Annotated in this window: 22 protein-coding genes and 3 tRNA genes; 2 read left to right on the top strand and 23 right to left on the bottom strand. The window is 56.1% G+C overall.

Annotation, left to right across the window (positions count from 1 at the left end; genetic code table 11):
* Positions 1–45 precede the first annotated feature (45 nt).
* The 18 genes from DW088_RS10410 to DW088_RS10325 form a co-directional block, all read right to left on the bottom strand.
* A complete protein-coding gene (locus DW088_RS10410) occupies positions 46–597 on the bottom strand; it encodes an ECF transporter S component (protein ID WP_118360663.1) in 552 nt (183 codons plus the stop codon).
* Positions 598–699: 102 nt separating this feature from the next.
* Positions 700–2,448 (bottom strand): S-layer homology domain-containing protein, encoded by a 1,749-nt coding sequence (locus DW088_RS10405; protein ID WP_118360662.1) that lies wholly within the window; start codon positions 2,446–2,448, stop codon positions 700–702.
* A 54-nt stretch (positions 2,449–2,502) separates the two neighbouring features.
* On the bottom strand, positions 2,503–3,345 hold the full coding sequence (locus tag DW088_RS10400) for a hypothetical protein (RefSeq protein ID WP_118360661.1): 843 nt from the start codon (positions 3,343–3,345) through the stop codon (positions 2,503–2,505).
* 84 nt (positions 3,346–3,429) lie between these two features.
* A complete protein-coding gene (locus DW088_RS10395) occupies positions 3,430–4,371 on the bottom strand; it encodes a 1-phosphofructokinase family hexose kinase (protein ID WP_158574667.1) in 942 nt (313 codons plus the stop codon).
* Between the two features lie 166 nt (positions 4,372–4,537).
* On the bottom strand, positions 4,538–4,762 hold the full coding sequence (locus DW088_RS10390) for a hypothetical protein (protein WP_118360659.1): 225 nt from the start codon (positions 4,760–4,762) through the stop codon (positions 4,538–4,540).
* A 13-nt stretch (positions 4,763–4,775) separates the two neighbouring features.
* On the bottom strand, positions 4,776–5,258 hold the full coding sequence (gene rlmH / locus DW088_RS10385; protein WP_118360658.1) for a 23S rRNA (pseudouridine(1915)-N(3))-methyltransferase RlmH: 483 nt from the start codon (positions 5,256–5,258) through the stop codon (positions 4,776–4,778).
* Entirely contained in the window at positions 5,240–6,049 is an 810-nt protein-coding gene (locus DW088_RS10380; protein WP_118360657.1) for an MBL fold metallo-hydrolase, read from the bottom strand. Before DW088_RS10380 ends, rlmH begins: the two co-directional genes overlap by 19 nt.
* A gap of 22 nt (positions 6,050–6,071) precedes the next feature.
* Positions 6,072–6,530, bottom strand: coding sequence for a GNAT family N-acetyltransferase (locus DW088_RS10375; RefSeq protein WP_158574666.1), 459 nt, complete (start codon positions 6,528–6,530; stop codon positions 6,072–6,074).
* A 78-nt stretch (positions 6,531–6,608) separates the two neighbouring features.
* Positions 6,609–7,895 carry a UDP-N-acetylglucosamine 1-carboxyvinyltransferase gene (locus tag DW088_RS10370; RefSeq protein ID WP_118360655.1) on the bottom strand — a complete coding sequence of 429 codons (1,287 nt, stop codon included), beginning with the start codon at positions 7,893–7,895 and terminating at the stop codon, positions 6,609–6,611.
* Between the two features lie 188 nt (positions 7,896–8,083).
* Complete coding sequence (locus tag DW088_RS10365; RefSeq protein WP_118360654.1) at positions 8,084–8,911, bottom strand: hypothetical protein; 828 nt, start codon at positions 8,909–8,911, stop codon at positions 8,084–8,086.
* A gap of 23 nt (positions 8,912–8,934) precedes the next feature.
* Positions 8,935–10,251 carry a hypothetical protein gene (locus tag DW088_RS10360; RefSeq protein ID WP_118285005.1) on the bottom strand — a complete coding sequence of 439 codons (1,317 nt, stop codon included), beginning with the start codon at positions 10,249–10,251 and terminating at the stop codon, positions 8,935–8,937.
* Positions 10,248–12,023: an ATP-binding protein gene (locus DW088_RS10355; protein ID WP_110436084.1), complete on the bottom strand. Its 1,776-nt coding sequence runs from the start codon at positions 12,021–12,023 to the stop codon at positions 10,248–10,250. The genes DW088_RS10360 and DW088_RS10355 overlap by 4 nt, the downstream gene beginning before the upstream one ends.
* Before the next feature lie 3 nt (positions 12,024–12,026).
* Positions 12,027–12,722 carry a response regulator gene (locus DW088_RS10350; RefSeq protein ID WP_110436083.1) on the bottom strand — a complete coding sequence of 232 codons (696 nt, stop codon included), beginning with the start codon at positions 12,720–12,722 and terminating at the stop codon, positions 12,027–12,029.
* Between the two features lie 40 nt (positions 12,723–12,762).
* Positions 12,763–13,302: an NUDIX hydrolase gene (locus DW088_RS10345; protein WP_118285006.1), complete on the bottom strand. Its 540-nt coding sequence runs from the start codon at positions 13,300–13,302 to the stop codon at positions 12,763–12,765.
* Between the two features lie 12 nt (positions 13,303–13,314).
* The gene (locus DW088_RS10340; protein WP_243029881.1) at positions 13,315–15,225 is read right to left on the bottom strand and encodes a glycoside hydrolase family 13 protein; all 1,911 of its coding nucleotides are present in this window, start codon (positions 15,223–15,225) and stop codon (positions 13,315–13,317) included.
* A gap of 216 nt (positions 15,226–15,441) precedes the next feature.
* Positions 15,442–15,750 carry a thioredoxin gene (gene trxA, locus DW088_RS10335; RefSeq protein ID WP_118360653.1) on the bottom strand — a complete coding sequence of 103 codons (309 nt, stop codon included), beginning with the start codon at positions 15,748–15,750 and terminating at the stop codon, positions 15,442–15,444.
* A gap of 12 nt (positions 15,751–15,762) precedes the next feature.
* Positions 15,763–16,575, bottom strand: a complete 813-nt coding sequence (locus tag DW088_RS10330) for a DNA-3-methyladenine glycosylase family protein (RefSeq protein ID WP_118360652.1) — start codon at positions 16,573–16,575, stop codon at positions 15,763–15,765.
* Complete coding sequence (locus DW088_RS10325) at positions 16,572–16,946, bottom strand: DUF3783 domain-containing protein (protein WP_158574665.1); 375 nt, start codon at positions 16,944–16,946, stop codon at positions 16,572–16,574. Before DW088_RS10325 ends, DW088_RS10330 begins: the two co-directional genes overlap by 4 nt.
* A 140-nt stretch (positions 16,947–17,086) precedes the next feature.
* Here DW088_RS10325 and DW088_RS10320 point away from each other — a divergent pair, with 140 nt between their 5' ends.
* The gene (locus tag DW088_RS10320; RefSeq protein ID WP_207663033.1) at positions 17,087–17,884 is read left to right on the top strand and encodes a ZIP family metal transporter; all 798 of its coding nucleotides are present in this window, start codon (positions 17,087–17,089) and stop codon (positions 17,882–17,884) included.
* Between the two features lie 131 nt (positions 17,885–18,015).
* Here DW088_RS10320 and DW088_RS10315 read toward each other — a convergent pair whose 3' ends face one another.
* Positions 18,016–18,732, bottom strand: a complete 717-nt coding sequence (locus DW088_RS10315) for a LytR/AlgR family response regulator transcription factor (RefSeq protein WP_158574664.1) — start codon at positions 18,730–18,732, stop codon at positions 18,016–18,018.
* 187 nt (positions 18,733–18,919) lie between these two features.
* Between DW088_RS10315 and DW088_RS10310 the strand changes: the two genes are divergently transcribed.
* Positions 18,920–19,144, top strand: a complete 225-nt coding sequence (locus DW088_RS10310; protein WP_118360650.1) for a DUF6514 family protein — start codon at positions 18,920–18,922, stop codon at positions 19,142–19,144.
* An 8-nt stretch (positions 19,145–19,152) separates the two neighbouring features.
* On the opposite strand, the gene DW088_RS10305 is transcribed toward DW088_RS10310, so the two are convergent.
* The 4 genes from DW088_RS10305 to DW088_RS10290 form a co-directional block, all read right to left on the bottom strand.
* The gene (locus tag DW088_RS10305; protein WP_118360649.1) at positions 19,153–19,521 is read right to left on the bottom strand and encodes an Hpt domain-containing protein; all 369 of its coding nucleotides are present in this window, start codon (positions 19,519–19,521) and stop codon (positions 19,153–19,155) included.
* Positions 19,522–19,662: 141 nt separating this feature from the next.
* Positions 19,663–19,738: transfer RNA gene (locus DW088_RS10300), tRNA-Thr, on the bottom strand.
* Positions 19,739–19,773: 35 nt separating this feature from the next.
* A tRNA-Asp gene (locus DW088_RS10295) sits at positions 19,774–19,850 on the bottom strand.
* 14 nt (positions 19,851–19,864) lie between these two features.
* A tRNA-Ile gene (locus DW088_RS10290) sits at positions 19,865–19,941 on the bottom strand.
* Positions 19,942–20,048 lie beyond the last annotated feature (107 nt).

Below are 20,048 nucleotides of genomic sequence, written 5' to 3'. Positions count from 1 at the left end.
TAAAAAAACGGTTCCGTCTCCGGAACCGTTTTTCCTATCCATTTATCATGCGCGAATCTTCTCGCCCATCTCCGCGCTTGCGTGACTGAGTACCGGAAGCAGCACCGCACCAACGATGATACCCGCAATGCCCTGCACGATATTCATCGGCACGCCGAGAACAACCGCGGCTGCCGCAGCGCCCATGCTGCTGCCCATCACGACCTCCATGCCGACCTCGTACACAAAGTAGCCCAGAACCATGACGATCTCTGCCGGAATACCGCACAGAACCACACGGGTAATTGTATTCATGCCCTTGCCTGCCATGCGGTGGTACAGCCAGCCGCCGAGCAGAGCGGTCAGCGCCTTGATGGCAAACGTGCCGGGCACCCATGCCATGTAGCCGCCGATAAGGTCCGCCATCATCGAGCCGATACCGGCTGCCAGTGCGCCCAGACCGGGACCGAGCAAAATGCCGCAGATCAGCACCATGCCGTCACCGAGGTGAATGTAACCCTGTGTTGGTGTCGGAATGCGGATGATCATCGTAGCAACTGCCGTCAGTGCCGCCAGCAGTGCTGCCAGCACAAGCTTTCTGATGTTTTTTCCTGTCATATCGCATACCCTCTTTTCCAGTAATTCTGTCTGTAAGCCTATTGTATGCGATATTGTGGCTTTAGGAAAGTGTCAGTTCACGCAAGTTTCACAAGGTCAGTTTCAGGCATTCGCCTTGAAATTATTGATGTAGTAATCGCCGTTTTCGTCGTCCATCACAACGCAGACCAGCTTGCCCTTGGAGACAACCTTGGCCTCATCAACGCCTACGCAGATCCACTTGCGCGGGTCGACCGTGGTCTTGAGCTTAGCCGCCGCGTCTGCCGCCTGCTTTTCATCCGCAAAGCGCAGAACAACGATGGAATGTGCCTGCGAGGTAATCATAGACTCGGAGGCTACGCCTGCCTCAAACTTGATGTCATCCGTACCAAGGTACCAGAACAGGCCGCGGCTCATGCCGTCCTCACCCATGCCGTTGTAGAGTGCCTCCTCGGCAACACCCATGCCGCCGAACGGATGCGCACCGTAAATCTTGCTCACCAACGCAGAAAGCTTCTCGTCCACCTTGACGGTCTCCGGCTGCTCCGGCTCGCTCACCTCCGGCTTTTTATAGCCCCAGACAGCCTCGCCGTACTTCTTCATGAACAGGTCGTAATTCTCGTTGTAGCGCTTCTTATACACGCTTTCAATCTGCGGGTCAAAGGTGTAAGCCGTACCGTCAATGGTGATCTCGGTCCATGCGTGAACCGATTCACTGCCCTTAGGCGAAACGCCGGTTCCAGGAATCGCCTGTGCGTCAAAGCCGACCTGACGAGCGAGGTAAGTAAAGCCTGCCGCCCACGAGTAACAGTTGCCCTTGTGGGTCTTAAGCATATCGGTCGCGGAGGTCAGCGCCCAGTCGCTCTTCGAAGTGTCAGCCGCGCCGATGCCGAGATAGCCGAACGTATTCTTCGCGTAATCATACACCGCACGCAGCTTCTGCTGCTGGGTCATGCTGTCCTTGACAACGCTCTTTACTGCCGAAGCCAGCAGCGCGTCCAGTTCAGTCGAGCCGGTGATGTAGTAGCCGTTGTGGTCAAGCTCGAGCGAGCCGATGAACTTGTCATGGTCAAACTGCTTGTCCTCATTGACATGGAACAGCTTGCCGTCAATGTTATGCCAGCCCGGCGTCAAATCGGTGGTCTCCTTATCGAACGAGGTCCACTTTTCGGAGCCGCTCGACTTGTCAAACTTATGGTCGGTGGTTGCCTCAAGCATATCCCAGTATGCCCAGTGCGTGTTCGGCACATCCGGCATAATACGGATGCCCTCACTCGTATTGATCGTAAACTCATCCGCCTGACGGCCGAGCACACGGTTGAGGATGGTTACCGTCTCCGCACGGGTAATCGGCGCATTCGGGCGGAAATTCGTGCCTGCCGAAATCCAGCCCTGCGCCAGAGCAGTCTGCACCGCATTGTACGCCCAGCTGGTCTTGGGTACATCGGCGAACGACTTGTCCGTGCCGATATCGGTGTGCGGGAAGCGCGACAGAATCGCTACAAACTCTGCACGGGTAATCTTAGCGTTCGGCTTAAACGTGCCGTCCGTGTAACCGTTCACCAGACCGAAACCGGTCATTTGACGAACAGCATCCGCATACCACGCGGAAACCGAAACGTCATTAAACAAATGGTCCTCATTCTTGACCTTGTTCACCAGCAGAGAGGCCAGCAGCTTGCTCGCCTCTGCACGGGTAATGGATGCATCCGGACGAAAGGTGCCGTCCGTGTAGCCGTTCATATACTGCATGTGCTCTGCGGTATTCAGCTGCGGCTGCGGTGCCGAATTCTGAGCCGCGCACGCGGAAATCGGCAGGGCTGCCGCCATCAAAGCCGCAAGCGCACCTGCGGTCATTCGTTTTTTCATCATACTTCCATACTCTCCTTCAAATCGTTTTCGGGGATAGTATTGAATTAGACGGAATCACTCGTCATTTGGTTCCCTGTTTTGCTCATCTTTTTTACTTTTTTCTTTTTCGGGATCGAGCACGACCGGAATGAGCGCTGCCGCCAGCTTTCCCTTGCCGCGGTGCTTGACGTAGAAGAAGCCGATGATGGAAAACGCGATCGCACCGATGCAGTTGACCTGCAGATCCTTCATCGTGTCGATCAGGCCAATATCCAGATAGCCGCCAAGCTGCTCCGTCCAGTCCTCACCGTTAACGCTGACCGACTCAATCTGCACATGCACCGGCACATTTAGGCCGTCCGGGTTGAGCGACACCGAGTTGACCTCGTGCACGACATAGTCCTTCTGCATGTCCGTGTGCATCACCTGATCAGCGGTGAACTCGAAAAATTCCCACAGCACGCCGACCGTCATGGAGAAGCAAAACGCCACGATAGCCAGGAACAGCGGCGACAGCTTGAAGGTAAACCGTTCGCTTCGGTTAAACAGGTCAACCAGGCAGAAGCCGACCGCCGCGACCAGAAATCCGTTTATCGTGTGCAGCATGGTGTCCCATCCGGGAATGATGGTGTAGAACGAGTTGATCTCACCCAGGATCTCGGCGGCATAGATAAAGCAGTAGATGATAGCTTCCATCATCGGCGGGATGTCGATGGCAAGCTGTTTTTCAATCAGCGTCGGCATCGCCAGCAGCACAAGCGACAGCACGCACACGAACATATTCTCATACCGCTGCATGAACGCACAGCGGATGAATGTCAGCACGACCAGAAGCGACAGTACGCCGCGAATGGTCAGTCTGCGGCGTACGCGGCGGCGCTGCTCCGTGACGCGCTGCTGTAATTGTTTTTTATCCATATTTGTTAACTCCTTAAAGTAATTGCGAAAAGAGTAAAAGAGAGAACAACGCGCTTCGTTGTTCTCTCCGTAGTGGTTTCTCGCTTACAGAACGTAAACCTGCGTGGTCTCGTACACCTCGTAAACCTTCTTGAGAGAGGCCATCTCGGTGCCGGCCAGACGGGCACATGCACGGCCCATCGCAACAGCGTAGCGTGCCACCTCGTCAAACTTCATGCCCGCGTGCATAGCGTTTGCAATCGCGCCGACCATTGCATCGCCGGTACCGACCGCACCTTCGTCATAGATTTTCGGGTTGGTGGTAACGTACAGCGACTCCGGCTCGTCCTTTGCGGTGAGCAGAGCGCCCTCCTGACCCATGGAAACGCAGACAGCCTTTGCGCCCATATCCAGCATCTTGCGTGCGGAATGTACAACGACCTCGGGATCGGCGGACGGCTTGTCACCGACAGCCTCAGCCAGCTCGAAGATGTTCGGCTTTACAAAGTCCGGCTCACACCCCAGTGCCTCCAGCAGCAGCTCGCCCTGTGCGTCGATGATCAGCTTGCAGCCGTGCTTCTTGATGGTCTTGCACAGCTTACGGTAGTTCTTCAGCGGGAACTCCGGCGGCGTAGAACCCGCCAGAACGAAGATATTGCCCTCGTCCAGATAGTTCTCCATGCGGTCGAGCAAGCGCAGGAAATCCGAATCATCCAGCTTGTTGCCCGGCTCATTTACCTCGGTATGGCCGCCCTGCGCATCAATGATCTGCGTATTGACACGGAGCTGTCCCGCAATATCAACAAAATCGTGGTGAATGTCCGCTGCTGTCAGCATGTCCTTCATAATGCGGCCGTTTGTGCCCGCACTGAAGCCAAGCGCAATACTGCTGCCGCCCAACGCCTTGATCGCGCGCGACACGTTGATGCCCTTGCCGCCCGGTTCCAGATGACTGGACACCGCGCGATTAAGCTTGCCCACCTGCAGCGGGTGCTCGATACGCTGCGTACGGTCCAGTGCAGCGTTAAGCGTTATCGTGATAATCATGGGACGCCCCTCCTGAAATATAATTTCCCTCATCGCGGCTTCGCATTTGTCCCGTGCGAATAACCGCGTTCTCATCTATATTACATTTTACAAAATCTTATGAATAAAGTAAATGGTTTTTCTTGATGTTAGCCACATTTAACCGGGTTGTTTTTGTACCCAAACTTTATTTGATCCAACCGCAGTCTCCACACCACGGACACTCCCACTGTTTGCCCGTGACTTTTGCTTCCGCGCCGCACATCGGACAGCGCATTTTACCGGTTTTCGGCAGCGGCCTCGGCTTTGGCGGCTCTTTCGGCGGTTCCTGCTGCCGACGGTACAGCCGCACAAAAAAGACTACGCCGAGCAGCAGCACCACGGCGATCGCCGCGATCTGTTCTTTTGTCATGCTGTCCCTCTTCTCACTTGTGGTACTTGCCGCCTGCCGCGATATTGAGCGCGCGGTAAATCTGCTCGAGCACCATCACTCTTGCCAAATGATGCGGAAACGTCATCGGTGACATGGACAGCCGCAGCGCCGCCTTCTTTTTCACCCGCTCGGACAGACCGCACGAGCCGCCGATGAGCACGCAGATCTTGCTTGTCCCCGATACGGTCAGCTTGCCGAAATAGTCCGCCAGCTGCTCAGAGGACATCGGCTTGCCTTCGACGCACATCGCAATCACAGACGCGCCGAGCAGCAGCTTGCTCTCGATGAGCGCGGCTTCCTTTTCGAGCGCCTGCGCGATCTCGCCCTCAGAGGGCGTCTGCGGCAAACGCTGCTCGGGCAGCTCGATGATCTCTAATTTACAATATGCACCGAGGCGCTTGGTATATTCCTTTACAGCGTCTGCCCAGAATTTTTCTCCGAGCTTTCCGACGCAGATCAGCCGGACAGAGAGCATAGCCTTTCCTCCCCAAATGATACCGGATGCTCCATGTGCTCCTTCGGCGCAACGAGCACCTCGCACGCGGGCAGTCCGCGCAGCGCCGACAGCGTTTGCTGCCGCGCCAGCTCCGGCATGTTGTTTTTCTCACTCAGATGCGCCAACACAAGCGTTCGCGTGCCGCTTTTCACCAGATCCGCTGCAAATACGGCGCAGTCCGGATTGGACAGGTGCCCGCTCGGTCCGGCAACACGCATCTTGAGCGAATACGGGTACGGACCGGCCTGCAGCATGTGCGGATCATGGTTGCTCTCCAGCACAACCATTTCGCAGCCGCGCATAAGCTCGGCCGCATCGCGCGGCACAAAGCCGAGGTCGGTGGCAAAGCCGAACCGGCTGCCGCCGTGCTCGAATATGTAGCCCGTGCTCTCCGCCGCGTCATGCGGCGTCGGGAACGGCACAACGTCCACATCCCTGACCCAGAAGCGCTCGCCGCTGTCGAATACGTTCAGACGGTCGGCGTACTCCGGATTCTTTTCCTCGAAAGCCTCGGCTGTGCCGCGAGTGGCGAACACCGGCGCCTTCGCTTTTTTAAGAAACATCGGCAGTCCCTTCACATGATCAATGTGCTCATGCGTCAGCACCACCGCCGAAATATCCTCCAGCGTGAGCGACAGTGCCTTCAGCGCAGTCGTAATCCTGCGCAGCGACACACCGAGATCGATCAGGATCGCGGTGCCGTCCGCCATATATAAGCCGCAGTTGCCGCTCGAACCGCTGGCGATACTGTAATAATAATGCTCTGCCATGGTACTCCTTCAGCAGTTGTTTTCATCCGTTTGTGTGCTGCAGAAAGGCAGTTCGCGTTAGAATCATCAGTGTGACGTTTCCGCAGTAGAATGCGAACGGTTCCCCGGCAATCTCTGCACCGAATCCGGTAAGAATGTGCACCGTTGCGTCTCTCGCTTCGAGGAAAATGTTATCCACATCCTGTGCAAAAACATCATCCAGCACACATTTCAGCAGAAAGGTTCCCTTGTGCTGTCCGCGCAGCCCGCGCGCGACCGTGATACGGCCCATGTGACACTGCCCGCCCTCGCGGTAGATGGCCGCTGTGCCGACGAGTTCGCCGTCCTGCTCCATGCACCACCACTGCGGCTGCTTATCCGCCGGAATGAAGTTCAGCTCCTTCGGAATGTCCTGCTCGTCCGCGAAAATCTGCGCGGCAAAAGCGAGAACCGCATCCATGTCCGCATCAGACGCACGCCGAACCATACATTCTGCTTGCATTCTGCTCATCTGCCTTATATTCTGCAAAAAAGGCGAAAGGATGCTCCCTCCGCCTTTTTTCCTCATTACAATTAGAAATTACTTGTTCTCGGTGCTTTCCGGAATCTCGGAGCGATACATATCCGCACCCAAAGCAACAAACTTCTCTACAAGCGTCTCATAGCCGCGCTCGATGTTCTGCACCTGCTCGACCTCGGTAACACCCTTGGCTGCCAGACCGGCGATAACCATCGCCGCACCTGCGCGCAGGTCGTGTGCACGAACCGGAGCACCATTCAGCTCCTTGACGCCCTCAACAACCGCGATCGCGCCGTCCACATGAATGTTTGCGCCCATGCGGGTCAGCTCCTCGGTATAGCGGTAGCGGCTGCCCCAGATCCCCTCGGTGATGATGCTGGTGCCCTCTGCCAGACACAGCGCCGTTGTCATCTGCGGCTGCATATCGGTCGGGAAGCCCGGGTACGGCAGGGTCTTGATGTTGGTCTTGGTCAGCTTGCCCTCGCGGCGAACGAGCACCGCGTCGTCAAACTCGGTGACCTCAACGCTCATCTCGCGCAGCTTTGCGGTGATGCACTCCAGATGGCGCGGAATAACATTCTTCACCAGAACCGAACCGCCGCAGGCTGCAACGGCTGCCATGAAGGTGCCCGCCTCGATCTGATCCGGAATGATGGAGTAATTGCCGCCATGCAGGCTCTCTACACCGCGAATCTTGATCACATCAGTACCGGCGCCCTTAACATCCGCGCCCATTGCATTCAGGAAGTTCGCCAGATCGACAATGTGCGGCTCCTTCGCGCAGTTCTCCATAATCGTCTGACCCTTGGCCAGAACAGCTGCGAGCATGATGTTCATGGTCGCGCCGACCGTAACAACGTCAAAATAAATATGTGCGCCGTGCAGACCGTCCTCGGGTGCCTCGACCCGGATGTAACCGCCCTTGGGCAGCGTTACCTTTGCGCCCAGAGCTTCAAAGCCCTTGATGTGCTGGTCGATCGGACGGACGCCGCCGAAGTTGCAGCCGCCGGGCATTGCTACCTCGGCAAAGCCGTACTTGCCGAGCAGCACGCCGAGCAGATAGTAGGATGCGCGCAGCTTGCGCTCCAGCTCGTGCGGCTTGAGGCTCGGGTTCTGCGCATTCTGGATTTCCACCGTAGTGGCGTTGATCTGGCGGATCTGCGCACCCAACTCGCGCATGATCTCCATCTGCAGCGTTACATCAATGATCTTGGGCACGTTTTCAAGACGAACCGGGCCATCTGCCAGCAGAGCCGCCGGAACGATTGCGACCGCTGCATTCTTCGCGCCGGAGATGGTCACCTCACCATTCAGCGTCTTGCCGCCGTTGATTACATACTTTGTCAATCTACCTACTCCTCACTAAGCCTTGGCGCGGAAATCTCCGCGTTTTTCTCCGAATACTGTATCTTATGTCAGCGAATGACTGTCCGTGCCGATCCTCTTTGCAGGCAGCTCCGACAGCGGCTAAACCCATTCGCGTAAAATCTCACTAATACATTTTACCACAATTTCAGATAAAGAAAAGCAGTTTTTCAGTTTTCTTCACCGATAATCGTCTTTTTGTCACAATCCACCAAATATTCGCCTGTTTCGGTGTCAATCTTCCAAGTAGGTGTAAGACGAATACGGCGGCTGCTGTCGGTTTGCATACGATAACCGGCCGTCATCGACTCAATCTTACCGGTTTCGCCGCTTTCTGCGGCAAACTGCAGCAGAGCATCTGCTGCGCTGCAGGTAATGCTGATGCCGTTCGCGGTGGTGTACGGCGTGCCGAAGCTCCACAGTCCGACGAGCGACACCGAGCCGTCTCCGGCAGAAAAGTCCAGTGTCAGCCGCCGATTGTGCACCGGCAGTCCGGCGACCGAGCCGGTCAGCGTAACTACCGTGTCCTCCGCCGTCCAGCCGGCCTGCTCAGCCTGAAAGCCCCACCGGCTGCACAGTCGGCGCGCCTGCTCGAGCGCTTCCGATGCGGAAGTCGGCGCAGATTCAGTCAGCGTATAGTCCGCCTGCACATTGCCGTCCGCCTGCCACTCGAGCGTTCCCCTGTCGCTCTCAAAGCGCACCGTGCCGTCCTCCTGCTCGGTGCGTTCAGCGTGTTCGCCCAGCATGGCGGCTGCGATTTTTTCCTCATCTGCGCGGCTGCGGTCGAGCGACAGCTCGGGCAGTGTGATGTCCTCCGGAAACGAGAACGCCGTATCCAGCTGCATCCCTCTGGCGCTCACCAGCGTGCGCAGATTGGCCTCAAGCTCACTCGATCTCCGGTGGCTTTGCCAGCCGCGTACCGCCAGATTGCCCAGCAGAAACAGGTTGATCGCAAGCAGTATTGCGATCAGTATATTTTTGACTTTATCCCATTGCAAGCGCTCTCATCTCCCTTCTGCGGTCACTCTGCCGCATTTTTCAGATAGAACCGGCTCGGTACATACTGTCCGTCCTGTGCCCGGTAGGCTGCCATCAGACCGCGTTCCGCGCCGGAGGCTCCGGCTGCCGCCTGTTTTGCGGGCATGACCGTGCGTTTGCCGCCGGTCGGCTGAAATTTCTGCAGCCGAATCGTTGCCGTGCGCAGCGCACTGCCATCGAATACGAAGGTTGCAAAGTCCGCGTCACCGAGCACCGGCACGCCGCTGTACATCTGCAGAAAAATCAGTGTGGTTTGCTCGCCGCTGCGCTCCACCGCGTACAGCGACGCATGCGTATCCGTATCGCCCGCTCGCTGCGCCGCATCGAGAATCAGCCGGGCGCAGTCCAGCTGTGCATCCAGCGCCGCCGCATCCGTGATATCGCTTTCGTCATAAGCGCTCACCGTTGCTGAGCCGTCCGTGGACGCGTACTGCACCAGACCGGACGCATTCAGCCGCAGTGTGCTCGTATCATCGAGGAACACGCGGACAGTTCCGTCCTGCTCATTGTAAAAATCCGTGTAGGCCGTGTAGCCGAATGCACCAAGCAAATCCTCCAGTCCGGTGCCGCTCTGTGCGGCAAACAGGTTGATCTGCGCCGGTTTCAGCACCGGAAGCGACAGCGCCTCGCTGTCGAACAGCAGCGTTTCCGGATAGACCGCGTACGCATCTCCCGCAAAGCTGCATGACAGACCGCGGAAGTTCTTCTGTGCCTCTCCGAGCGCATTCTGCGAGACCGCTGCATCCGCAGCATACAGCCTGCCGTCTGCCATGCGGACAAACAGCCGCTGCACACCGGCGGCATACACCAGTGTTTCGACCTGCAGGCGGTCATTATCCTTCCACGAGCCGCCCAGCCAGCCCGCAATAGACTGCATCGGGATCGCACCGTGGTAGCGCAGCAGCGCACAGCTGCCCGACCGCAGAGCCGTGCACAGCTCACTCTCATCAGCCGGCCGCAGTCCCTCACCTGTGAGCGCCTGCGACCACAGTGAACGCGTTGCCGTGATGCCGGCGTCAATATCGGTCAGATTGTACTGCACGCCGTACAGCTTGCCGTCAACGGTCAGCGCCATCTGTGCCGGATCCGCCGCCGAAACACCGGAGGACCGTATCTCATAGCCCACCGCACCGCCTACAAAGCGGTCGTGCAGACGGCGGAGTGCGCTGTCTGCGGGCATTTGCGCAATGTTCAGACCCATCAGCCAGTTTACCGCGCACAGCACGCCCATCAGTCCGCACAGCACCAAAAGCGAGATATTCTTTGCGGTGTTCTTCGCTGAGCGTTTCGCACCTCTCATACCTTATCCTCCCTGCCGTGCGGCTTGAGGTCGGTCGGAAGCGTGATCGTCACGGTCGTGCCCTTGCCGTATTCACTGGTCAGAGCGATCTTGCCCTCGTGCTGCTCAACGATCTCCTTGGCGATCGCCAGACCCAGTCCGGTGCCGCCAGCGGCACGCGAGCGTGCCTTGTCCACGCGGTAGAATCGCTCAAACAGGCGCGGCACATCGTCCGCCGGAATGCCGACACCGTTGTCCTCAACTGTGATGCGCACATGGTTTGCGCCTGCGCGCTGTGCCGTCAGACGGATCCTGCCGCCCGAAGGCGTGTACTTGACCGCGTTGGACAGAATATTTACCACAACCTGCTCGATGCGTTCTCTGTCGCCGACCATCGGCGGCAGGTTCGGCTCGGTCTCAACGAGGATCATGTGACCGCTGTCCTCGGCGGTCAGCTTCATGGCATTCGTCACCTTTTTCAGCAGATCGGACACCGAGAACCGCGTCATACGCAGCTCCATTCGTCCGTAATCCAGCTTGGAAAGCGTCAGCAGATCGGTGACAATACGCGCCATGCGCTCGCTCTCGCTCGAAATAACGCCCAGAAACTGCTTTTCCGTGTCAAGCGGCAGCTCTCCGGCGGCATCGAGCAGCGTTTCGGTGTACGAGCGGATATTCGTCAGCGGCGTGCGCAGCTCGTGCGACACGTTTGCTACAAACTCGCGGCGTGCGTCATCCAGACGGCGCTGCTCGGTGACATCGTGAATGACCGCGATGACACCGCCCTCGCCGTCCAGTGCGCCATAAGGCGCCAGCGTGACGGACAGCACGCGCCCAAATCGCGTAATCTCGTTCGTAAGGAAGCTGCGCGAGACGGTTTCGTCCGTGTCCGGCATGTCCAGATCAGCGAACATCTCATCAAAGCTCAGCTTCTGCTCTACACGCACACCCAGCAGATTTTCGGTTGCCGGATTCATGTGGATGAGCGTGCCGTCGGTCGTGAAGGCGGCTACGCCGTCGGTCATGTGCAGGAACAGCGTGTTCAGCTTGTCGCGCTCGCCCTGCACCTCGCCGACCGTGTTTTTCAAACGGTGTGCCATGTAATTGAACGAACGGGTCAGCTCGCCGATCTCATCCGACGACTGCACACCGAGGTCCTGATCAAAGTTGCCTTCCGCGATCGACCGCGCACCCTCAGTGATGCGCTCGATCGGCGTGGTGATGGTCTTGCTGAGCAGAAAGGACAGCAGGATAGCCGCCAGCAGGCCGAACATCATCGCCTGCATGACAATCTGGAAGAACCGCCACGACAGATCGGAAATCTCCCGCTTGTTGTCCGCGATATACACGATGTAGTCCACCGCACCGTCGCCGTTCTTGTCGAGCGGCACCGCAATATCCATAATGCTGTCGGATACCGCCGAGCGCGTTCCGGTCTCTCCTGCCATTGCGGCAATGACGTTGCTCGTGCGGGTGACGGATACGTTCGGGTTGGAGCCGTCAAGGAAGCCGCCCTCACTGTCGAGAATGGCATAGTTGCGGTAATCGTCGATGCCGAGTCGGCTCTTGTGGGCATCTATGATGGTTTTCAGACCATCCGTGCCGGGTTCGGCAGCCGCCTCCTGCATGGAGCGGATGGTGTCGGTCGTGAACACCGCCTGCATCTGCTCATAAAAGCTGTTCAGATAGAAGGTGTTGATACTGTTGATCAGAAACGTGCCGACCACCGCCATAACGGATACGATCAGCAGCACCAGAATCAGTACCAGTTTTCTGTGTAGTGAACGGAACATAGCTTACTCCCCGTCAGCAAAGTAATATCCCATGCCTCTTTTTGTGATGATGTATCTGGGACTTGCCGGTTCATCCTCGATCTTCTCGCGCAGACGGCGGATCGCCACGTCCACCGCACGCAGGTCGCCGTAGTAGTCATAGCCCCAGACCTGCTCCATCAGCTCCTCACGGGAGAAAACCCGTCCCGGAGCAGCGGACAGGAAGCACAAAATGTCAAATTCCCGCGCGGAAAGCTCGAGCGGATGGCCGTTTTTGTAGACCATGCCGTTGTCCTTGGATACACGCAGACCGCCGCCGGACGGCGCTTCCGCCTTTTCCCTGTCCTCTCCTGCGTAGGTACGGCGCATGTTCGCCTTGACGCGCGCCATCAGCTCGCGCATAGAGAACGGCTTGGTGATATAATCGTCTGCACCCAGTTCCAGACCCATGACCTTGTCGGTCTCTTCCTCACGGGCGGTCAGCATGATGATCGGTGTGTCCTTTTCCGCGCGCACCCGCCTGCAGACCTCAAAGCCGTCCATCTCGGGCAGCATGACATCCAGCAGAATCAGGTCGGGCGCTTCCTCAAGCGCGCAGCGCAGACCTTCCGCGCCGTCATACGCCGCGAGTGTGTCGTAGCCCTCACGCTGTAAATTGAATACCAGAATGTCTGAAATGGCCTTTTCGTCCTCAACCACAAGGATTTTTTTCTTATCCAAACCCTTTCCTCCTCTGCACTCTCCAATCTCCACTCTTATCTTAGTAAAGATTCTTCAGCTTTGCTCTATACATAGCCGCCACCGTTTTGGCATCGCGGATCTCGTCCCGCTCGATCATTTTCTCTACCTCTGCGATCGGCAGTCGCACGACCTCGACAAATTCGTCCTCATCCGGCTGCATTTCGCCTTCGGTCAGGTCAAGCGCGGCAAACAGATAGGTCACCTCGGTCAGAAAGCCGGGAGACGGATAAATCGCGCCGAGCGGCACGATGCGTCCGGCAGTACAGCCGGTCTCCTCCTTCAGCTCGCGGATGCCGCATTCCTCGGCGTCCTCCGGACCGTGATCCATCTTGCCGGCGGGCATTTCGAGCAGCTCGGTATCGAACGCATAGCGGAACTGCCGCACAAGAATAACGTTGCCGTCCTTGTCGATCGGCAGCACGCCGACACCGCCGACGTGCTCACAGACCTCGCGCGGCGCGGTCTTGCCGTTCGGCAGCGATACCTCGTCCACACGAGCGGTCATGATCCTGCCTCTGAACTTATATTCGCTGGAAAGCTGTTTTTCTGTCATATCCATAGAAAATCCTCCTTAATCGGCTGCATTTACACAGCGCAGGATATAGGCGGTCTCCGGCGGGACGGATACGACCAGACCGTCCGGGTCGGCGTACGCGAAGCCCTCGCCGCTGAGCAGGTCGAGCGCATACAGCGCATCAATTTTTGTTTCCACATACTGGTGTCCGCGGTTGACCGCGATCACCAGACGCGAGTCACCGCTCGTGCGCTCATAGCGCAGCAGTGCACCGGCTGTCGTGTCGCTGAACTGCAGGTCGCCGTCCGCAAGCGTCTGTTCCTCGGCACGGATTTCGCACAGCTTACGGTAGAACGAAAGCAGTTCCTGGTTTTCGTGTCCCCACGGGTAGGTCTGGCGGTTGAACGGGTCCTCGAAGCCCTGCTGACCGGCCTCATCACCGTAGTAAATGGTCGGAGAACCCGGCATGGTGAACTGGATGACCGCCGCCATCCGCAGGCGGCGCAAGGCGATTTCCAGACGGTCCGGCGGCAGCTGATAGTGTGCGCGGCCGTTTCTGTCCATCTTCCACTCGTTCTCGGTTACGCCGAGAAGGGTGAGCGCACGCGCGGTGTCATGCGTACCTACAACGTTCATCAGGTTGTAGAACACGTCCCGCGGGTAGTTTTCGCGGATGCACTCCATGCTCTCCGCGAAATGCTCGGCTGTGCCGCCGTTCAAAAAGCCGAAAATAGCGTCTCGCAGCGGGTAGTTCATAACCGAATCCAGTTCGCCGCCCTGGAAATAGCGTCGGCGCTCGGAGTACGCGATTTTGTTGGACGCATCCTCCCACACCTCACCGATGATGAGCGCATCGGATTTTTCCCTGCGGGCTGCCGCGTTCAGCTTCTGGATGAAGCTGTCCGGCAGCTCGTCAGCAACATCCAGCCGCCAGCCGGACGCGCCCAGCCGCAGCCAGCGGCGGACCACGCTGTCCTCGTCCTCGATGATGTAATTCTGATAGCTGCCGTCGGTCTCATTGACCTGTGGGAGCGTGTAGATGCCCCACCACGAGCCGTACTCGTTCGGCCAGTTGTGAAAGTCAAACCAACTGAAATACGGCGATTCCTTGGACTGGAACGCGCCTACGCTGTCGTAGTGACCGCGTGCGTTGAAGTAACGGCTGTCGTAGCCGGTGTGATTGAATACGCCATCCAGTACAACGCGCATGCCGCGTCTGGCGGCTTCGCTGCACAGCGCACGGAAGTCCTCCTCGCAGCCGAGCAGCGGGTCGATGCGCTTGTAATCGCCGGTATCGTAGCGGTGATTGGAATACGCCTGAAAGATCGGATTGAAATAAATGGTGGTAACGTGCAGGCTCTCCAGATAATCCAGCTTGGCATATACGCCGCGCAGCGTACCGCCGAAAAAGTCGTTATTGAGAATTTCGCCGTGCTCATCCGGCAGGTATACCGGAATATCGTCCCAGTTCTGATGCAGCACACGCGGGATCACGCCTTCGCCCTCCGGCTGCTCGGGCGCCTTGTCGCGGCAGAAGCGGTCCGGAAAAATGTTGTAGGTGATGCCCTCACCGAACCAGCGCGGCGTATGGTACTCGCCGTCGTACACGGTCAGCTGGTACTTATCACCGACCGCCTCGAGCAGCTCCGCCTGACCGCCGTAGCCGCGTGCACAGTAGTGCAGACCATCCGCCAGCTCCACCGAAAAATAATACCAGTACAGACCGGGATGCGGCGGCGTATAGGTTACCGTATACCGATCATGTGAGCCTTGATAGCCGCACCAGTGCAGCGGATAGGATTCGGCCTGACAGCCGTCTTCCTCAATCCAAAGGGTAACGTGCAGCGCGCCCTGTGCCCGCTGCGGATAAACAGAAAACTCGACCGCCTGCCCTGCCGGTACCGCGCCATACGGCTTTTTGCATGCAGTGCTGCGGGAGTGAAACATACTATCAGAAATGCGATTCACGCAAGCTCCTCCAAACATATATCCTCTTGCCAAATCATACCTTACCATTATATCAGCAATATTGGCGGTATTACTTTTAGTATAGCACAAAACCGCAGAACGGTAAACAACAGCTGTCGCACGAAAGAAAAGAAAAACCGGTTCAATACAAACTTTTCAGGCGCAAAGCAAAGAGCTGACTCCAACGGAGTCAGCTCTTTGGATCCGGTTTTGATTTTAGCCGAGCAGGTTCAGGATTTCTTCCTTCGGCATAGCGCCGACAGCCTTATTGGCAACCTCGCCGTTCTTCATCACGATCAGGGTCGGGATGGAGACAATGCGGAACTGCATGGACAGCTCGCCCTGCTCGTCTACATTGATCTTGCCAACCTTGATGTCGTCACGCTCGTTTGCGATCTCGTCCACGATCGGCGAAACCATGCGGCAGGGACCGCACCACGTTGCCCAGAAATCCAGCAGGACCGGCTTGTCCGACTTCAGCACTTCGTTCTCGAAATTTTCCTTCGTAATGGTTATTACTGCCATATTAAACACTCCTTAACCTTTCAGTGATAATTCATAGTAAAATGCATACTGCTGCATGACACCCGCAAAGCCTTTATAGCGTTTCAGCGGAAACCCTTTCGGATAGTGTGCGTCCAGCATTTGACGAATATGCGTATCGACCGGAAACGCGTCGATGTGATGCAGCGCAAACAGACAGATACACTCCGCAACCTTGATGCCGACACCGGTCAGGCGCAGCAGCTCGGCTTTAGCGTGAGCGTAATCCATGTGCCGGACAGCTTCCAGATCGACCGCACCGGACGCGATCTGCCGTGCCGCGGCGCAAATGTATTTGGCGCGGTAGCCGAGGCGCACCGGCGCAAGATCCTCGGGCGTGCACGCCGCCAGACGCTCTGCCGTGGGAATGCTATTGTATACCTGTTCACTCTTATTATAACAGATTTCCCCGAAAAGGGAACACAAATTTTCGACACACTTGGTAATCCGCGCGATATTGTTCTGCTGCGAGATGATAAAGCATAGAATAGTTTCCCACAGATCCTGCCGCAGAATACGCAGTCCGCCGCCGTATGCAACGGCGTTCTGCAGATAGATATCGCGTTTGGCAACTGCGGCTTTGCAGCGGCCGTAGTCCGCATCCAGATCGAAATACGGCCGCCAGATGGCGTTAAACTCGTCTTCATCGCAGTCGAATCGTACGGTCCGGCCGTTCTGCTGAATATTCAGCAGGTGTGTGCCCGCAATTAAGTTGTACGACTTATCCCCAACCCTGTGGAAGCGGAAGCACTGACCGGAGTTTGCGATCTGGTCAATGTCGAAATCGTTCAGTACGCGCTCGATCATTGGTGCATAGCCTCATGCTCGCGCACCAGTTCGGTAAACAGGTCGCTCAGCGTCCAGCCGATGTTGTGCTCGGTGACCATGGCCTTGTACGGCACGGAAACACCATGCGCCTTCATTTCACGGAGCAGAATGTCCAGTCTCTTTTCGGTAAAGCCGTCCAGCACCATCATCGGTGCGGAAGGCGCATCTGCAGTCGCGTCAGTCGGCTCAAAGCCCTTGCGGTTCAGCAGAAAGCCGACGGTCTGACCGGCAGAGACCGCTTCGACATTCTTAATCCGCACGCCCATGCGAACGAGCACGGTCTTAAGTGCCGCAGTCTGTTCGCTCGGCTGCGGCTCGAAATATAACACTTTTTCACGGGATGCCGCCATAGTGGAACCCTCCTGTTTTATTCTCATAAGATTGTATACTAATATTATATCATTTCTGTCAAGTCCCCTATTGACAGAAAGTGTGTTCGGTGCTATGCTCATAGTTAGCAATAACTAACCAATTAAAAAGAGAGGTGCGTATGATACAGCAGACATTGCTTTGGGCGGCCGCAGGCACAGGCTTCACCTTCCTGATGACCACGATCGGCGCCGCCATGGTATTCTTTATGAAACGGCAGTCCAGCGCTCTGATGCAGCAGATTTTCCTCGGATTCGCGTCCGGTGTGATGATCGCCGCGTCCATCTGGAGTCTGCTCATTCCCGCGATCGACGAGGCCGCGCAGAACGGCCAGCCGGGCTGGATACCCGCTGCAGGCGGCTTTATCCTTGGTTTGGTGCTTATGCTTACGCTGGACGGCTTAATGCCGCACCTGCACAGCGGCGCAGAGCAGGCCGAAGGTCTGCCATCCTCCTTTCGGCGAACCACGCTGCTTGTCCTCGCAGTGACGCTGCACAACATTCCGGAGGGCATGGCGGTTGGTCTGTCCTTTGCTCGTGCGGCACAGCATACCGGCAACGCAGGATTGTTTGCAGCGGCAGGCGCGCTTGCCATCGGCATCGGCATTCAAAATTTCCCAGAGGGAGCCGCAGTCGCGCTTCCGCTCCATCAGGAGGGGCTGAGCCGCGCACGCTCATTCGTTTACGGTTCGCTGTCCGGCATCGTTGAGCCGATTTTCGGCGTGCTTGTCGTGCTGTGCGCGTCCGCGCTGACACCGTTCATGCCGTGGCTGCTGTCCGCTGCGGCAGGCGCGATGCTGTACGTTGTGGTCGAGGAGTTGATTCCCGAGGCACATCTCGGTGAGCATTCACATCCGGGCACCCTTGGTGTGATGGCGGGTTTTCTGGTGATGATGGTGCTGGATACAGCTTTGGGATAATTGAAAATGGAGAATTGAGAATAGAAAATGAAGTTTTCTTTCTCCTTCCACAAAAACGAAAAGCGTCCCAATGGGACGCTTTTCGTTTTTCAGATAATCCGTGTTTTAACTTTGCCTAATACAGATTATCCTCAATATCTATTATGAATCTGTTTGCAGTAATCAAAATAGACTTGCCGCAATTCCTTCAGATTTTTCTTGCGAATGAGCACCACATCGTCGTTTGTAAGGATAAAGTCCTTATCCACAGCTTTGACGTAGTTCATATTCACAAGGAAGCTCTGGTGGCACCGCAGAAAACACGGAGCCGTCAGTTCCTGCTCAATCTCGCTGAGTTTTTTATATATTGTGTATGTCTTTTCGCCCGCCTGATGCAGAATGCACTGCGAGTTATGGCTTTCCACATACATAATCTCTTCGCGCGGAATGTGTAGCACCTGCAAACGATTCTTGATCGCGTATGTATTCTCGACGATATCGGACAGTACACGGTGCATGGTTCGCTCGAACGTCTTTGGGGTATATGGCTTGAGCAGATAACCGGATGCACCGACTTCAAAGCTGTCCGGTGCAAAATCCAGCGCAGCGGTACAAAATACGATCGTGCCCTTGTAGCCAATCTCACGCAGACGGCGTGCTACGTCAATGCCGAGCGGCGGGTCCATCAGAATATCCAGCAGAATAATATCAAACCATCCGCCGTCCCCAAGCTCATAATAAAGCGGTTCACCGCTGTCGTACATTTTGCAGGAATAGTCAATCGCATGTGCATTGCAGTAATGACTGAGAAAATCCGCAAGGATATCTCGTTCTAACGCCGAATCATCACAAATTGCGACCCGCAACATGATTATTGACAGTCCTTTCTCGTCAGTTTTTGTCGAATTTCTTAGCGGTTTCTTAACACATTCTGCCGATTTCACAAGATTCTGTTCCAATTTCACAGAATAGCAAAAACCGCATGATTCTTCTGATAAAATAAACATGTTCCCAAATGAAGTGGGAACATCAGCAAATATCGACGGAGGAAGCATCATGTTTGTCTACAAAGTAATCAGAAAAAATCACTATTCGCCTGAGACCGGAGCTTACATATCTTTCGGTATCAGTGCTCACGATCCGCAGCACGGACAAACCTGCTTCGTCCCCGATGTGTTCATCGGCGAGCCGGAAGCACGCGCCTTTACAGAACGCCTGAATACGCTTCAGGTGTCGCCCATCCATTTGATTGATGTGATTGAGGACACATTGGGCGTTTAACACGCAGATTACATAAAAATGCCCAGTTCAGAGGCCAGAGAGCGAATTGCCTGCACAATGCCGATGTATTCGGCCGTGACTTCGTATCGCAGTTCCGTGATTTCCTCATCCCGATTGCCGCGCAGCGCTTGCAACAGTGCTGCGCTCTTCTTTTCCAGCCGTATAAAGCCAAAGCTGCGTGCCTGTCCGGTCAGCGTGTGTACCGCTTTGATTGCCGCATCGCGATCGTGCCGACCCAAGGCATCGTTCAATTCCGCGCAGCAGGGCTCGTCCAAAAATCGGATCAGGAATTTCTGCAGCATATTCTCGTTGTAAAAGCGACGGCAGGCTGCTTCAAAATCTCCATCTATCGCTCGATAAAATTTATACAGAGACATATCGACATCTCCCTACAGATATTCTATCATTTCAAAAATCGACTGGCAAGAGGTGAAAATAGTTTTCTATCGTCATTTCTCGACAAAGATCGCGTTTTACAGTAAAAGAAAAACACCTGATCAAATGATCAGGCGTTTTTATGGAGCTGCTAACCAGATTTGAACTGGTGACCTCATCCTTACCAAGGATGCACTCTACCGACTGAGCTATAGCAGCGAAAGAAAAAACGGCACGATTACGGTACCGTTTTTTGGCGACCCGGATGGGACTTGAACCCACGGCCTCTAGCGTGACAGGCTAGCGCTCTAACCAACTGAGCTACCGGGCCATATTAACTTAATTTGGTGGGCCTTCGGGGACTTGAACCCGGGACCGACCGGTTATGAGCCGGTTGCTCTAACCAACTGAGCTAAAGGCCCATATAGGGAATCGACTTTACCCTGCCGTCACGATGAAGTGACGGCAAAGCATTGTCTGAATGGCTCCTCAAGTTGGACTCGAACCAACGACCCTGCGGTTAACAGCC

It is taken from the genome of Butyricicoccus sp. AM05-1, from assembly GCF_003474415.1.
Classification (GTDB): domain Bacteria; phylum Bacillota; class Clostridia; order Oscillospirales; family Butyricicoccaceae; genus Agathobaculum; species Agathobaculum butyriciproducens.
Note: the sequence above shows the minus strand (reverse complement) of the source record. Positions and strands in the feature narration are given on the sequence as shown.

What these genes read in the sequence shown, in the direction of transcription:
- DW088_RS10375 (WP_158574666.1), bottom strand. Translation starts at nt 6,530, where the DNA reads ATGCAAGCAGAATGTATGGTTCGGCGTGCGTCTGATGCGGACATGGAT.
- trxA (WP_118360653.1), bottom strand. Translation starts at nt 15,750, where the DNA reads ATGGCAGTAATAACCATTACGAAGGAAAATTTCGAGAACGAAGTGCTG.
- DW088_RS10355 (WP_110436084.1), bottom strand. Translation starts at nt 12,023, where the DNA reads ATGTTCCGTTCACTACACAGAAAACTGGTACTGATTCTGGTGCTGCTG.
- DW088_RS10390 (WP_118360659.1), bottom strand. Translation starts at nt 4,762, where the DNA reads ATGACAAAAGAACAGATCGCGGCGATCGCCGTGGTGCTGCTGCTCGGC.
- DW088_RS10380 (WP_118360657.1), bottom strand. Translation starts at nt 6,049, where the DNA reads ATGGCAGAGCATTATTATTACAGTATCGCCAGCGGTTCGAGCGGCAAC.
- DW088_RS10325 (WP_158574665.1), bottom strand. Translation starts at nt 16,946, where the DNA reads ATGGCGGCATCCCGTGAAAAAGTGTTATATTTCGAGCCGCAGCCGAGC.
- DW088_RS10330 (WP_118360652.1), bottom strand. Translation starts at nt 16,575, where the DNA reads ATGATCGAGCGCGTACTGAACGATTTCGACATTGACCAGATCGCAAAC.
- DW088_RS10395 (WP_158574667.1), bottom strand. Translation starts at nt 4,371, where the DNA reads ATGATTATCACGATAACGCTTAACGCTGCACTGGACCGTACGCAGCGT.
- rlmH (WP_118360658.1), bottom strand. Translation starts at nt 5,258, where the DNA reads ATGCTCTCTGTCCGGCTGATCTGCGTCGGAAAGCTCGGAGAAAAATTC.
- DW088_RS10405 (WP_118360662.1), bottom strand. Translation starts at nt 2,448, where the DNA reads ATGATGAAAAAACGAATGACCGCAGGTGCGCTTGCGGCTTTGATGGCG.
- DW088_RS10310 (WP_118360650.1), top strand. Translation starts at nt 18,920, where the DNA reads ATGTTTGTCTACAAAGTAATCAGAAAAAATCACTATTCGCCTGAGACC.
- DW088_RS10360 (WP_118285005.1), bottom strand. Translation starts at nt 10,251, where the DNA reads ATGAGAGGTGCGAAACGCTCAGCGAAGAACACCGCAAAGAATATCTCG.
- DW088_RS10315 (WP_158574664.1), bottom strand. Translation starts at nt 18,732, where the DNA reads ATGTTGCGGGTCGCAATTTGTGATGATTCGGCGTTAGAACGAGATATC.
- DW088_RS10345 (WP_118285006.1), bottom strand. Translation starts at nt 13,302, where the DNA reads ATGGATATGACAGAAAAACAGCTTTCCAGCGAATATAAGTTCAGAGGC.
- DW088_RS10305 (WP_118360649.1), bottom strand. Translation starts at nt 19,521, where the DNA reads ATGTCTCTGTATAAATTTTATCGAGCGATAGATGGAGATTTTGAAGCA.
- DW088_RS10410 (WP_118360663.1), bottom strand. Translation starts at nt 597, where the DNA reads ATGACAGGAAAAAACATCAGAAAGCTTGTGCTGGCAGCACTGCTGGCG.
- DW088_RS10320 (WP_207663033.1), top strand. Translation starts at nt 17,087, where the DNA reads ATGATACAGCAGACATTGCTTTGGGCGGCCGCAGGCACAGGCTTCACC.
- DW088_RS10400 (WP_118360661.1), bottom strand. Translation starts at nt 3,345, where the DNA reads ATGGATAAAAAACAATTACAGCAGCGCGTCACGGAGCAGCGCCGCCGC.